Origin of the sequence: Sneathiella sp., assembly GCF_036960985.1 — a bacterium.
Classification (GTDB): domain Bacteria; phylum Pseudomonadota; class Alphaproteobacteria; order Sneathiellales; family Sneathiellaceae; genus Sneathiella.
Genome location: NZ_JBALWD010000040.1, coordinates 15,155 through 28,515, shown reverse-complemented (window position 1 = coordinate 28,515; position 13,361 = coordinate 15,155). Strand labels below are relative to the sequence as shown.

Here is a 13,361-nt window from a genome sequence, read left to right as displayed (position 1 = left end):
TTTCAGTAACAGCTTTTTCCAAAATTGGAAAATAGGCTTCGGCGACTTTCCGTTGTGTCGCGATATCCTGAGTAACAGAAGATAAATCAGCACCTTCAAAAACAGGATTTTCTGCGGCAACATAACCCGGCAGTCCGTAGGCATAGTCATAAACACCTAACTTTAAAAGACGCATGATTTCAAAGCCCTTTAGACCGAGCTCTGTTTGCGGTTTGATATCACCGGTAATCATACCATTTGATGCAACAGCTATTTTTTCGTTCCAGAAAGGACCTTCGTGCTTCTGATAATTGGTCAGGCTGCCCCATGTACCGACGCCTTTAATAACGATTGGATCATCGGCCTGGGCCGGCAATCCGATAAAGCTGACTGCAGCTATCAAGGCGGCAGCAGAGCCTAGTTTTATAAATGATTTCATCGTGTTTCTCCCTGTTAGGATTAAAGTTTTAGTTGGTTGGTTAGAGTTTTGGTTCTTGCAGCCGGGTGGTATCCCAGCTTTTTATGTCCGAGATCAACATGTGCCCCGGTGCATGTGAAATGAAGATCGGCAATTTGGCGGATCGGATAACCGCTTGCGGCGTGACACCGCAGGCCCAAAAGACGGGCACTTCTCCTGCCTTGATTTCAGTTGCGTCTCCCCAATCTGGTGAGTTGATATCGGAGATCCCGATTGTGGCCGGATCTCCGATGTGAACCGGCGATCCATGAGCTTGGGGGAAGCGGGACGTAATATTTATGGCCCGAATGGCGTTTGTCTGTGACATAGGCCGCATGGAGACGACGAGAGGGCCGGTAAAAGGTCCCGCAGCGGTTGTTGCAATATTTGTACGATACATAGGAACTGTCTTGTTCTCGTCCATGTGCCGTATGGGAATGCCTTCTGATATTAACGCTTCTTCAAAGGAGAACGAGCAACCGAGAACGAAAGCCACCAAATCATCTGTCCAGATATCACTGATGTCCTCTTTGGTCTCGACGAGATCGCCGTTGCGGTAGATATTGTAGGCAGGTACATCACTTCTTATATCGACATCTTTTCCCAGATCACGGAGGAGGGAACTACTGCCATCGGTAACGCCTACTAAAGGACAGGGCTTTGGATTTCGCTGGCAAAATCGAAAGAAATCGAGAGCATATTCTGACGGCACGATTGCAACGTTGCCCTGCAAATACCCTAGGCCGAGGCCAGACGTTTGTCCGGAATAATCGCCCCGTCGAATCGCTGAACGAATTTCGCCCGGGGAGCAATTTTTCAATTGCTGAAAGAACACAGCAGTTTCATTCTTGGTCATGTTATTTGCGATCCCCAATTCGTCATGCTGAAAATCAATTTCGAAAAATCTCAGCGTGTGCGTTGGAAATGTTATTCCATATTGAGGAAGTAAATTCTAATTCTTAAATTTTAGATGTTCCGATAAATTAATTTTATGGGAAATTTCATTTGAATATATTTTTCTATAAAATATATTTAATTTCAAAGTATTACATACCTTCTCAAATAATATGCATGAGAGGTCAAATTTGAATTTTACGCCGTTTATTACCAATATTACTTCGAGTTTACTCTTGTTTTTGGTAGTTTTGGGTAATTTCCAACGCCAGACTCACTACTTTTTCAGTGATGGGATTATACGGATCCGTTGGGTAAGAGGCCGTGAATTTTAGAGCAGAGGGGACCCAGTCAGATTTAATTTCCTGGAGTAAGCCGGTTTCAAGTTCTCGCCTAATCATGGCCTTGGGGAGCGTCGCAATACCAATACCGTCAAGCGTCATTCTTAAAATAGCGGCAAGTGAGCTTGATGGAAAAATCCGGGTCGGTAGTTCTGTTGATTGTCGCAGTTGGCGTGTGATTTCCGCATAAGGGCGTGTATTCCGGGCGTACGTCAAAAACGGGTATTTTGCCAGTTCGGCGAGCGACAATTGCTGTTCAGTGGGAATTTCGAGCTCTGGTGAAGCTGCCCAAATCAAAGAGAAATCCATTAAGTCATGGTTTTCGATATGGAACTCCGACACCGGGCCCATCAAAAAAGCGAAATCCAGTGAACGTTCCATCAACTCACGTCGCAAGTTGATCGTTGCATCCACCATGATTTCAACATCTATATCCGGAAATTTGCTATGAAGGCCGGAGATAAACTGCGGCAGCCAAGTATGAACGATGGTCTCGGATACGCCAAGGCGTAGAATTCCAGAAATCGCCGTTGTATCACCAATACGGTCTCGTAAAAGAGCCGATGTACGGAGCATTTTCTCAGCGTAGGGCAGGAGTTCCAGGCCTTTTGCTGTGAGACGTATTTGCCCGGTTTCCCGTTCAAACAGTCGTACACCCAAAATTTCTTCGAGTTTTGCTATACGCGATGAAATAGCAGGTTGGGTGGCATTCATTTTCTCCGCTGTTTTACGAAAACTGCGTAGGGAGGTCACCCATAAGAAGGTTTGAAGTTGTACTAAACTGAGATTATCTTGCACGATAATTTATTCCTATTGGAATTGAGATGTATCGGAAAATATATCTTATGAAATCTATTGTAAATAGTCCGCAATATTATGTTCGCAAGCGCCCGAACAGAAAATGATGCTCAAGTATAAACTAGCTCTTTCGCAGGCCTCTTACATTGATTATGCTCGACAGCAGATAAGAAAAACAAGGAAACAAGTATGAAAAGCTACCAATTTGAAGAATATGGCGCCCCCCTCGTTGAAAATACTGGAGAGAATCCAACAGCATCTGGAGATGAGGTTCTTGTCAATGTGACAGCATGCGGCGTCTGTCACAGCGACATCCATATGTGGGAAGGTCATTTTGATCTGGGGCATGGGAAACAGCTGGATATTAAGGCTGGGCGAGAATTACCGTTCACATTGGGTCACGAGATTGTTGGAACTGTTACCGCAGTCGGCGAGAATGTTAAAGACGTAGCCGTTGGCGACAAGCGCGTAGTTTTCCCTTGGATTGGCTGCGATCAATGTAATATTTGCGCATCTGGCAATGAACATTTATGTAACCGTCCGCGCGCGCTCGGTATTAACGTAAATGGCGGCTATTCGGATACGCTAGTGGTTCCAAATTCCAAGTATCTTTTGGATTACGGTGATTTATCGAAAGATCTTGCCTGCACGTACACTTGTTCTGGTTTGACAGCGTATGGTGCCCTTAAAAAGGTCAAATCACGGACAGATGGTGGCAAATTGCTGGTTATTGGTGCGGGTGGCGTCGGGCTTGCCGCCATGGCAATTGCCAAATCTGTGACCAATGCGGAGATCTATGTAGCTGACATCGATCCTGAAAAACGCCAGGCCGGCCTGGATGCCGGTGCGGTCGCGGCAATTGATCCGTCCGATCCGGCAACCTTTAAAAGCTTTATGGGCATGACAGGCGGCGGTGTGAATGCCACCATTGATTTTGTTGGTGCAGAAAGCAGTGCGGCCTTTGGTGCTAAGGTTCTGGCCAAAGGCGGTAAGCTTGTAATTGTTGGTTTATTCGGCGGGAGTTTTTCCATGCCGATCCCGATGTTTCCGATCAAGGCGATGTCGGTCGAGGGAAGTTATGTGGGCAGCTTATCAGAAATGCGCGAATTGATGGATTTGGCTAAAGCCGGCAAATTGAGTGAGCTGGCAATTACACCTCGCCCCATGGCGGAAGCGAATGCGACGCTGGAAGATTTAAGGGCTGGAAAAATTGTTGGCCGTGTCGTGCTACAAAGCTGAACACACTACGAAAGCTGCAATGAAAAGGCGGCATTAGCCGCCTTTTTTAATTTAATGGATGGGGCCAGCCATCTCCATGTCGATCAGCTCGTTGACGACTCGCAATAATTCCACACAAGCGTATAGATCTTCTTCGGCCCGGTTTGTATCGCGCAAATTTTGAGCTTCGCCGCGCAATAGATCAACGGCATGCTCGCCCTGATGCAAAATCAGATTATGGGCGGTACTATAGAGATCCACCGTTGTTTCCGGGTGAAGTTCAATAACATTCATCATGGCACGCTTCCTTGCAGTGACCGTAAAATTCGGTTGCTAGGAAGAAGCTTAGAAAATTCGTCTTAACAGCGGGTTAAGAATCTTATTAAAGAAGATCAAAAATTAGAAAGGCAAGTCCACGGCATTTGTCAAAAAGCGCATAAAAGGCACAGCTTTTTGAAAAGCATCGTCGACTTCATCAATAAAACCGGGCGTCGTGATGCTCTTTGATGACGTCAGGGGTTTCATCACAAAAAAGGTTTTTCTGCGTAAATCGACAATATCAGGATGATCGATGTCATATCCTTTGGGCGCACGCTTCAAGCCATCGCCATCCACACTTGTAAAGGTAGAAATAAATTCGGGATCTTTTGTGATCGCATTCCATTTGGTGCTTTGCTCGTGAATATTGCGTCGAATTTCCGCTAAAACCGGGGCAGGCGGCATATAGACTCCGCCACCAATTCTGACGCCATCGGGGGCAATATGCACATAAAACCCCGGTGCGTGCGCATCCCGGCCGGCCTGATGCCGAAACTGACAGGCACAATGCTCTTTGTAAGGTCGTGGATCCCGCGAGAATCGTACGTCACGATAAATGCGAAACATCGAGCCACCATTTGGTCTTGGATCCGCAATATACATAGGGGCTATGGCTTCCAAACGAGGCGCCATAGCTTCGATAAAGTCGCTCATCGGGTAAACCACGACATCCTTGAACCGCTGTTTGTTTTCGGCGAACCAGGGGCGATTGTTATTCTCAATGAGCTCTGAATAAAAAACCATAAGGTCTTTGGGGAATCCTGAAAACTGCGTGGACATAATGAAGTATTCTAACCCTTATTATAGTTTGCGAAGATCCAATACTCGTTTTGCTTTGCCAAGCGATCTGTCGACGGAGCCGGGTTCGCAGACGTCAATCGCGGCACTCACACCGAGCACGCCTTTTATGCGGTGTTGAAGTTCTTTTGCGGTGCTGGCATCGGGTGTGGCAGATAATTCCCGCTCCACACGAACTGTCAGGGAATCAAGGGCGCCTTCACGCCGGACTTCCAAGATGTAGTGAGCCGAAAGCCCGTTTGTCTGGACAACCAGCTCTTCCACTTGCGAAGGAAACAGATTAACCCCACGAATTATCAGCATATCATCTGTGCGGCCGGTTATTTTTTCCATGCGGCGCATGGATCGGGATGTTCCAGGCAACAGCCGTGATAAATCCCCCGTCCGATAACGAATAACGGGAAAAGCCTCTTTGGTCAAAGAGGTGAAAACGAGCTCACCCCTCTCTCCGTCGGGTAAAATTGCACCAGTATCGGGATCAATGATTTCTGGATAAAAATGATCTTCCCAGATTACAGGCCCATCTTTTGATTCAAGGCATTCGACCGCGACACCTGGGCCCATAACTTCAGATAATCCATAAATATCCAAAGCGTCGATATCAAAGCGTTCCTCAATTTGATCCCGCATGGCATTCGTCCAGGGCTCCGCCCCGAAGATACCAGCCTTTAGCGGGCTTTTTCTGGGATCAAGGCCTTGACGTTCGTATTCTTCGGCTATGGCCAGCATGTAAGATGGCGTTACCATAATAATATCGGCACCGAAGTCGTTGATCACCTGAACCTGACGCTCTGTTTGTCCCCCTGACATAGGTACAACGGCACAGCCGAGACGTTCTGCTCCATAATGCGCGCCCAGGCCGCCTGTAAAGAGACCGTATCCATATGTCACATGGACGGTGTGGTCTCTCGTTCCCCCGCATGCTCGTATGGATCGCGCCCCCAGATCTGCCCAGGTATCGATATCCCGCTGTGTATAGGCAACGACGGTTGCGCGTCCTGTTGTCCCGGAAGACGCGTGAAAGCGGACGACGTCTGATTTTGGGACAGCAACCATTCCAAAAGGATAGTTGTCGCGAAGGTCCTGTTTCTTACAAAACGGGAACTTCGCGAGATCGTCAAGGGAGTGAAAATCATCTGGATGGACGCCGGCGGCATCAAACCTGTCTTTGAAAAGCGGCACATTTGCATAACTATGTGCAAGGCTATTTTTCAAACGCTCAACTTGTAAGGCCGATATCTCATCGCGACTAGCAATCTCAATTGGATCCAGGTCCGCATGTGACGGTGGTTTTAGACGCATCATTCCCTCATTTAGTTTTTATTGGTGTTCAAACCCGCTCGATGACAGTAGCGATACCCTGACCAACACCGATACACATTGTGCAAAGAGCATAACGGCCACCTGATCGTTGAAGTTGATACATGGCAGTCGTGATCAGGCGCGCGCCCGACATTCCCAGCGGATGGCCCAGAGCAATGGCACCGCCCAATGGATTGACCCTGGGATCATCATCTTTCAATCCGAGTTCCCGCATCACGGCGAGACCCTGGGCTGCAAAAGCCTCATTCAGTTCAATAACATCCATTTCGTCGATACTGAGGCCTAGACGGTCGAGAAGTTTTTTGCTGGCTGGAGCAGGACCCATCCCCATAATCCGAGGAGGGACACCGGCTGTCGCCGCTCCAAGTACCCGTGCTTTTGCAGTCAGGCCATATTTTTCCATGGCCTCCTCTGACGCCAAAAGAATGGCGCAGGCACCGTCATTGACACCGGAGGCATTTCCAGCGGTCACGGATCCTCCCGCGCGGAAGGGCGCCTTTAACGCCGCCAATTTTTCAATACTTGTTGCTCGCGGATGTTCGTCACGATCAACAACAATTGGATCCCCCTTACGTTGCGGGATATGAACGGGTGTAATTTCTTCGGCTAATGTACCGTTTTCTTGAGCTGCGGATGCTTTTTCCTGGCTACGCAGGGCAAATAGATCCTGGTCTTCCCGGCGAATTTGGTAATCTTCTGCGACATTTTCAGCGGTTTCAGGCATTGAATCAGTTCCAAAACCTTCATGCATTTTTTTATTCACGAAACGCCAACCGATGGTCGTATCATAAACTTCCGCATTGCGCGAAAATGCTGCCGTTGCCTTACCCATGACAAAAGGAGCTCGGCTCATGCTTTCCACGCCGCCGGAAATTCCTAGTTCGGCTTCACCGGTCATGATTTGCCGCGCAATTGTTGCCGTGGCGTCCATACCGGATCCGCACAGGCGATTAATGGTCGCACCGGATACTGTTTCGGGTAATCCCGCCAACAATGAGCTCATGCGCGCAACATTCCGATTGTCTTCTCCGGCTTGATTGGCATTGCCAAAAATCACATCGTCAACTTTCTCCCAATCAACAGATGGATTTCTCTCCATCAGAGCCTTGATAGGAATTGCGCCGAGGTCATCTGGCCGGACAGCTGACAAGGATCCGCCGTAGCGGCCAATCGGTGTTCTTGTCGCATCACAAATATAAGCCTTTTTCATTTTTCTTCTTTCGCTGTGAGACCGGGGATCATTTGTCCCTTGATAGTGTGGGAGTTACCGCGGAAAAGAGCGACAACGATGCCCTGTTCATTAGTAACAGTAATGTCATATAAGCCCGTTCGGCCGGTTCTTGATTGTTCTTCTGCCGTTGCGGTTAAAAGCGAATCCGGAGATACCGCTTTCAGAAAATTTATTTGCGCCGATTGAGCTACTGCATTTTGATTATACGCATTACAAGCATAGGCGAAAGCAGTATCCGCAAGGGTGAAGACGAAACCGCCATGACAGATATTATGCCCGTTCAACATGGATCCCGTAACGCGCATTGTCATGACTGCGCGGCCCGGACCAATGTCCTTTAGGGCAATGCCAAGATGTTGCGCGGCTGTATCTTTTCGGTACATGGTTTCCGCCACTGTTTTGGCGACGTATTCAGGCGTTAGGCTTTCATTATCCGCCATCTTAACGGCCTTTGAATATTGCGGGCCGTTTTTCCATGAAGGCGGCGACACCTTCTTGAAAATCTTCCGTGTGATGGGCTATTTGCTGAAAATCCCGTTCCACATCCAATTGGGTTTTAAGGTCATTGCCAAGGCTGGCATTCATTGCTTGTTTGATCAGGGCATAGCCTTTTGTTGGACCGAATGCCATGCGTTTTGCCAGACTCTCCGCCGCCTCCATCAGCTCGTCATCTTCGTATACTTTCCAAATGAGCCCCATTTTTTCTGCATCCTCAGCAGAAATCTTGTCGCCGAGCATGGCTAGCCCCATGGCTTTGCCTGAACCCACCAATCGTGGCAGAAAATAAGTGCTTCCGGCATCGGGAATAAGGCCAATATGGCAAAATGCTTGTAGGAAATAGGCTGAGTGGGCGGCGAGAACAATATCGCTTGCAAGTGCGAGGCTCATGCTCGCCCCAGCGGCGATGCCGTTTACGGCGGCGATAACCGGCTTGTCCAACTCACGCAGGAAAAGGATCAATGGATTATATTGTTTTTCCAAAGCTTCCCCTGCAGCGAGGCGAGGGTTTTCGGCATCCCCTTCATCCGAAAGATCAGCACCCGCACCAAATGCTCGACCGGCGCCAGTTATTAGAATGCAACGGACGTTATCGCTTTCCAACTCGGGCCGAATGTCCTTCAATTCTCTGTGCATTAAGGCACTGAAACTGTTTAATTTTTCAGGACGATTAAGAGTAAGTTTTGCGACGCCATCTTGAATATCCAGTAAAATGGTCGAATAAGACATAGTACAGATTTCCTCGTTTTTTTTACTTAAGTGTATCATTAGCCGGTTTTGGAAAAATGATAAAGGGAAGATTACCTAGATATGACCAAGATGCCGAGTAAAAATATTATTGGCAAAAAAAAGCGGCTGTCGAGGACAACCGCTTTGAGTGTGAGGAATTTAGAAGTCAGCTCGCGCGGGCCAAAGTGCCCTGTAAATGTTTTACCTGATTTCGGCCAGCATTCTTTGCGGCATAAAGGGCTTCATCTGCACGATTGATATATGTCATGGCATCTTCGCGAGGGGTATAAAGTGCGACGCCGAATGACATGGTAATTTTCCCGACATTTTCGCCTGTTGACCGCTTGATCAGTTTCTTCGAAGAGACAGCGGTGCGCAAGTCGTTGGCAATGTCTACAGCTTCATCCAGTTCGGTGTTGGGCAGGATAATGCCGAATTCTTCGCCGCCATAACGGGCTGCCGTGGCTGTTCTGCCAACGCCGCCGGTCAATGTTTTCGCGACCAATTTTAAAACCAAATCGCCAAAGGGATGTCCGTGGGTATCGTTGAATATCTTGAAATGATCAATATCGGAAAGAACCAGACAGGTGGGGGTATTCGTTTCCATGGACATGGCTGTTGCTTTCACGAGAGCCGCGTCAAAGCTTTTCCGGTTCGCGATACCCGTTAAACCATCGGTTAGCGCTTCCTTTTGTACTTCATCCAATAGCTTGCGTAAGTCGGAAATTTCCTGCGACGCACTATCCAGACTATTATTCAGGTTTTTCGCATTGTCGGACATGGTGGTGGTCTGGCTGACAATCTCACCAATAACATCTTGCAGCTCTGTAACGCTGAGGCCGTCTGCTTTGGTTGCGAAGTCGGAAAGCTGTTCACCATATTTGGCAAAATCACCAGTTGTCGCGTTTAGGTTCACCATCACTGTGTCCATCGATTTCTGGACGATACGATTGGTTTCCTGAATGGCTTTGCTTTCTTTTTCGAAAGTGAAGAAATCGCTATAAATTTCGCTGGCGATTTTATCAGTGAATTTTCCATCCGATTCCATAAGCTCGTTGACACGACGCACTAGGTCGGGATTTGATTCCGTCAGATATTCATACCAAATAGTATAATTCTTGGGCAATTGGCGAATATTTTGATCCTTCAGCAACGCCATGGTTTTGGCGGCGTTGGCTTCGGTTGTTTTATAGGAGTCGCTTTGCATCGGACGCTTGCTTCCTAAAACGGTAAAAATTTGATTAAATTATGACAATCTAATGCGAAACATAACCATGAATTGATTACTAATATGTTAAAAAATAACCGTTAATTATCTTTATAGCCCCAAATACTTGTATTTGATCTCTTTATCTTCAATTAATGAGGTTGAACTGCCCTCCCAGACAACTTGCCCTTTTTCCATGATATAGTGGCGATCCGCGAATTTGCTAAGCGCCAGGACGTTTTTGTCGATCACCAGAATTGATTGGCCCTCTTGCTTCAATCCGGTGAGGCATGCCCAGATTTCTTCACGGATCAGTGGGGCCAATCCCTCCGTCGCTTCATCGAGGATGAGTAAGTCTGGGTTGGTCATCAAGGCGCGAGCGATGGCCAGCATCTGCTGTTCGCCGCCTGACAGCTGATTGCCCATGCTGGTTTTACGCTCCCGCAGTCGGGGAAATAGTCCGAGGACGCGCTCAAGGCTCCAGCTACCGTTCCCATTGGGGCCAGCATAAGCCGTTGCCACTAGATTTTCCAGGACGTCGAGATTAGGGGAGATCATGCGTCCTTCGGGAACCAGACCGACGCCAAGCCTGGCAATTTTGTAGGAAGGCTGCGTGGTAATATTCACAGATTTAAACAAGATCTCGCCGGATTGGGCCGGGGTCAATCCCATAATCGAGCGTACCGTGGTGGTTTTGCCCATGCCGTTGCGCCCCATCAAGGTGATAACTTCACCGGCGGCTATTTTGAGCGACATGCCGAACAGCACCTGACTTTGGCCATAGAAGGTATTTATGGAATTGACTTCAAGCATGATCAGGCCTCCTCGCCGAGATAGGCGTGGCGAACTTCTGCGTTGCCACGTATTTCCTCGGGCGTGCCGGTGGCGATGGCCTTGCCATATACCAGAACAGTAATGCGGTCGGCGAGACTGAAAACGGCGTCCATATCATGCTCGATCAATAAAATTGAATAATGCTCTTTAAGGGTCTTCAGTATCGTGACGAGATTGGCGCTGTCTTCCACTGACATGCCGGCCATAGGCTCATCGAGCAGCAGCATTTTTGGATTGGTCGCGAGCGCCACGGCAATTTCAAGCTGGCGCTGCTCACCATGGCTGAGAGAGGAGACAAGAGTATCTTTCTTGTTTTCCAGTCCCATCTGACGAAGGGTTTCAAGGGCAGGCTCGATAAGCGACGCCGTCTCGTTGGCCGGGCGCCAGAAGCGAAAGGAATGACCACTATGGGCCTGTACGGCGAGCATAATATTTTCAAGGACCGAGAAATTCTGGAACAACGACGTAATCTGAAAGGATCGGGCCAATCCCAGACGGGAGCGAGCCGGTTCAGACATCCGCCGAATTTGTCGGCCATCAAAAGACACGGACCCGGTGTCCGACAGGATTTCTCCGGTCAGTTGCTTGATCAGAGTTGTCTTACCAGCCCCATTGGGACCGATGATGGCGTGCAGCTCACCCTGGCGAACGGTCAGAGACAAACTATCTGTTGCCAGCAAGCCGCCATAGCGTTTGACCAAATTGTCGACAATGAGAAGATCTATACTCATGAGCGCTTATCTTTTCCGGGCAAGAAGCTATCGATGCCATTGCGAGCATACAGAACAATAACGATAAGGAGCGGTCCGAAGATCAATTGCCAATATTCACCGACCCGCAATCCGCCGACTGTCAGAGGGATGGAGGACAGCAGCTCTTCGAGCATAAGAAAAGCAACAGCGCCGTAAAGCGGGCCGAACAAATTGCCAATACCGCCCAGCACGATCATGATGATCAAATCACCGGATCGCGTCCAATGCATCATGTCGGGACTGACAAAATCATTGAGGTTGGCCATTAGAAATCCGGCATAGCCGGCCATGGTGCCGGCAATAACGAAAGCCACCAGACGATATTTATACGGCGAAAATCCAATGGACCGCATCCGGGCTTCATTGGATTTGCTGCCACGGATCACCGCGCCAAATTGCGACTGAACTATCCGATGCATGAGATAGAGAAGAATAAGCAAGGAGAAGAAAACCAGGTAATACAGGCTGTTTTCATTACTCAGATCGATCAGCCCCATCATATCGCTGCGCGAATAAATGCTGAGACCATCATCGGCGCCATAAGTCTCCACACCCACAGCTGTGAAATACAGCATCTGGGAAAAGGCCATGGTGATCATGATAAAATATACACCACGGGTCCGAAGGCTGATCGCCCCGATGACAAGCGCAATAACCGCAGATCCAAAAAGCGCGCCAAACAGTTGCACATAGCCGTTCAGCATCCAATCGACGCCGTCTTCAAAAGCATGAAAGGCCCCGATGCCGACCATATAGGCACCGACACCGATGTAGGCCGCATGACCAAAGCTCACCATGCCGCCATAGCCGATCAGCAGGTTGAGGCTGAGGGCGGCAATGGCCAAAATGAGAATACGGGTGGTCAGGCCCACATAGAAGGCGTCATCAAACATTTCGGCGATGAAAGGCACCAGTGCCAGGAAAAGGATCAGGGCGCTGTTAATCAGGAAGCGCGGGGAAATGCTCACCGACCAACTCCCTTCGGCGGGAACAGGCCTTGCGGTCTGATCGCCAGCACAAGCGCCATCAGGATGTATATGAGCATGGAGGAAATGGCTGGTGCTGCCGTAGCAGCGCTATCTTCGGCAACCATCAGTTTCAGGATTTCCGGCAAGAAGGACCGCCCAACCGTATCGATCAGCCCGACAATGATGGCCGCAATAAACGCTCCCTTGATGGACCCGATGCCGCCAATGACAATGACAACAAGGGTCAGGATGAGAATACCATCCCCCATACCGATCTCCACGGAAAGGATCGGTCCAGCCATTAACCCTGCGAGGGCCGCTAACGCAGCCCCTAAACCGAAAACAAGGGTAAAGAGCAGTTTGATATTAATTCCGAGCGCGCCAATCATTTCCCGGTTGCTGGCGCCGGCGCGGATCAGCATGCCCATGCGGGTTTTGGAAACGATGACATACAGCAGTCCGGCGACGAGGAAACCAACCAGAATAATGGCAACGCGGTAAGTCGGGTAGGGCACACCGGGAATAACCTCTACTGTGGAATTCAGGAAGTCAGGTAGCGGTATGTCGAGGCCGATGGGTCCCCAGATGAGGCGGACCAATTCGTTAAAAAACAGGATCAGGCCAAAAGTCGCCAGAACTTGGTCAAGATGATCGCGGGCATATAAATTTCGAAGGGCGATGACTTCGACGAGCACCCCAAGAATAAAGGTCGCCGGGATGGCTAAAAGCGCCCCCAACAAAAAGGAGTCTGTCCAGCCGGTAAAGGTGGCACAAAAATAGGCTCCCATCATGTAGAGGGACCCATGGGCCAGATTGACCAGATCCATGATCCCGAAGACAAGCGTCAAGCCTGCCGCGAGCAGAAACAACAATATGCCGAGTTGGAACCCGTTCAATACTTGTTCCAGCAAAAGCAACCAGTTCATGGGGGGACCTTAAAAGAAGGGTGTAAAGATAACGAAGAAAAAAGCGCGCAGCGACTGCTGCAGCTGCGCGCTTAATTGTTTCTGTAAAAA

14 protein-coding genes and 1 pseudogene are annotated in these 13,361 nt (G+C 49.0%); 1 reads left to right on the top strand and 14 read right to left on the bottom strand.

Annotated elements, in window-relative coordinates:
• From V7723_RS17495 to V7723_RS17485, 3 genes and pseudogenes are all read right to left on the bottom strand, one after another.
• A pseudogene (locus V7723_RS17495) lies at positions 1-418 on the bottom strand (TRAP transporter substrate-binding protein); the annotation flags it as partial.
• 40 nt (positions 419-458) lie between these two features.
• On the bottom strand, positions 459-1,292 hold the full coding sequence (locus tag V7723_RS17490) for a putative hydro-lyase (protein WP_335685787.1): 834 nt from the start codon (positions 1,290-1,292) through the stop codon (positions 459-461).
• Positions 1,293-1,560: 268 nt separating this feature from the next.
• On the bottom strand, positions 1,561-2,469 hold the full coding sequence (locus V7723_RS17485; protein ID WP_335685786.1) for a LysR family transcriptional regulator: 909 nt from the start codon (positions 2,467-2,469) through the stop codon (positions 1,561-1,563).
• 189 nt (positions 2,470-2,658) lie between these two features.
• Between V7723_RS17485 and V7723_RS17480 the strand changes: the two genes are divergently transcribed.
• The gene (locus V7723_RS17480; RefSeq protein WP_335685785.1) at positions 2,659-3,708 is read left to right on the top strand and encodes an alcohol dehydrogenase; all 1,050 of its coding nucleotides are present in this window, start codon (positions 2,659-2,661) and stop codon (positions 3,706-3,708) included.
• 51 nt (positions 3,709-3,759) lie between these two features.
• On the opposite strand, the gene V7723_RS17475 is transcribed toward V7723_RS17480, so the two are convergent.
• From V7723_RS17475 to V7723_RS17425, 11 genes are all read right to left on the bottom strand, one after another.
• Positions 3,760-3,984, bottom strand: a complete 225-nt coding sequence (locus V7723_RS17475) for a hypothetical protein (protein ID WP_335685784.1) — start codon at positions 3,982-3,984, stop codon at positions 3,760-3,762.
• Positions 3,985-4,086: 102 nt separating this feature from the next.
• On the bottom strand, positions 4,087-4,785 hold the full coding sequence (locus V7723_RS17470; protein ID WP_335685783.1) for a DUF2461 domain-containing protein: 699 nt from the start codon (positions 4,783-4,785) through the stop codon (positions 4,087-4,089).
• A 21-nt stretch (positions 4,786-4,806) separates the two neighbouring features.
• Positions 4,807-6,105, bottom strand: coding sequence for a phenylacetate--CoA ligase PaaK (paaK, locus tag V7723_RS17465; protein WP_335685782.1), 1,299 nt, complete (start codon positions 6,103-6,105; stop codon positions 4,807-4,809).
• A 28-nt stretch (positions 6,106-6,133) separates the two neighbouring features.
• On the bottom strand, positions 6,134-7,336 hold the full coding sequence (gene pcaF / locus V7723_RS17460; protein ID WP_335685781.1) for a 3-oxoadipyl-CoA thiolase: 1,203 nt from the start codon (positions 7,334-7,336) through the stop codon (positions 6,134-6,136).
• Complete coding sequence (paaI, locus tag V7723_RS17455; protein ID WP_335685780.1) at positions 7,333-7,797, bottom strand: hydroxyphenylacetyl-CoA thioesterase PaaI; 465 nt, start codon at positions 7,795-7,797, stop codon at positions 7,333-7,335. The genes pcaF and paaI overlap by 4 nt, the downstream gene beginning before the upstream one ends.
• A gap of 1 nt (position 7,798) precedes the next feature.
• Positions 7,799-8,584: an enoyl-CoA hydratase-related protein gene (locus V7723_RS17450; protein ID WP_335685779.1), complete on the bottom strand. Its 786-nt coding sequence runs from the start codon at positions 8,582-8,584 to the stop codon at positions 7,799-7,801.
• A gap of 166 nt (positions 8,585-8,750) precedes the next feature.
• Entirely contained in the window at positions 8,751-9,791 is a 1,041-nt protein-coding gene (locus tag V7723_RS17445; RefSeq protein WP_335685778.1) for a GGDEF domain-containing protein, read from the bottom strand.
• Positions 9,792-9,902: 111 nt separating this feature from the next.
• Positions 9,903-10,604: an ABC transporter ATP-binding protein gene (locus tag V7723_RS17440; protein ID WP_335685777.1), complete on the bottom strand. Its 702-nt coding sequence runs from the start codon at positions 10,602-10,604 to the stop codon at positions 9,903-9,905.
• Positions 10,605-10,606: 2 nt separating this feature from the next.
• Positions 10,607-11,356, bottom strand: coding sequence for an ABC transporter ATP-binding protein (locus V7723_RS17435; RefSeq protein WP_335685776.1), 750 nt, complete (start codon positions 11,354-11,356; stop codon positions 10,607-10,609).
• Complete coding sequence (locus V7723_RS17430; protein ID WP_335685775.1) at positions 11,353-12,345, bottom strand: branched-chain amino acid ABC transporter permease; 993 nt, start codon at positions 12,343-12,345, stop codon at positions 11,353-11,355. The genes V7723_RS17435 and V7723_RS17430 overlap by 4 nt, the downstream gene beginning before the upstream one ends.
• Positions 12,342-13,271 (bottom strand): branched-chain amino acid ABC transporter permease, encoded by a 930-nt coding sequence (locus tag V7723_RS17425; RefSeq protein ID WP_335685774.1) that lies wholly within the window; start codon positions 13,269-13,271, stop codon positions 12,342-12,344. Before V7723_RS17425 ends, V7723_RS17430 begins: the two co-directional genes overlap by 4 nt.
• Positions 13,272-13,361: the final 90 nt, after the last annotated feature.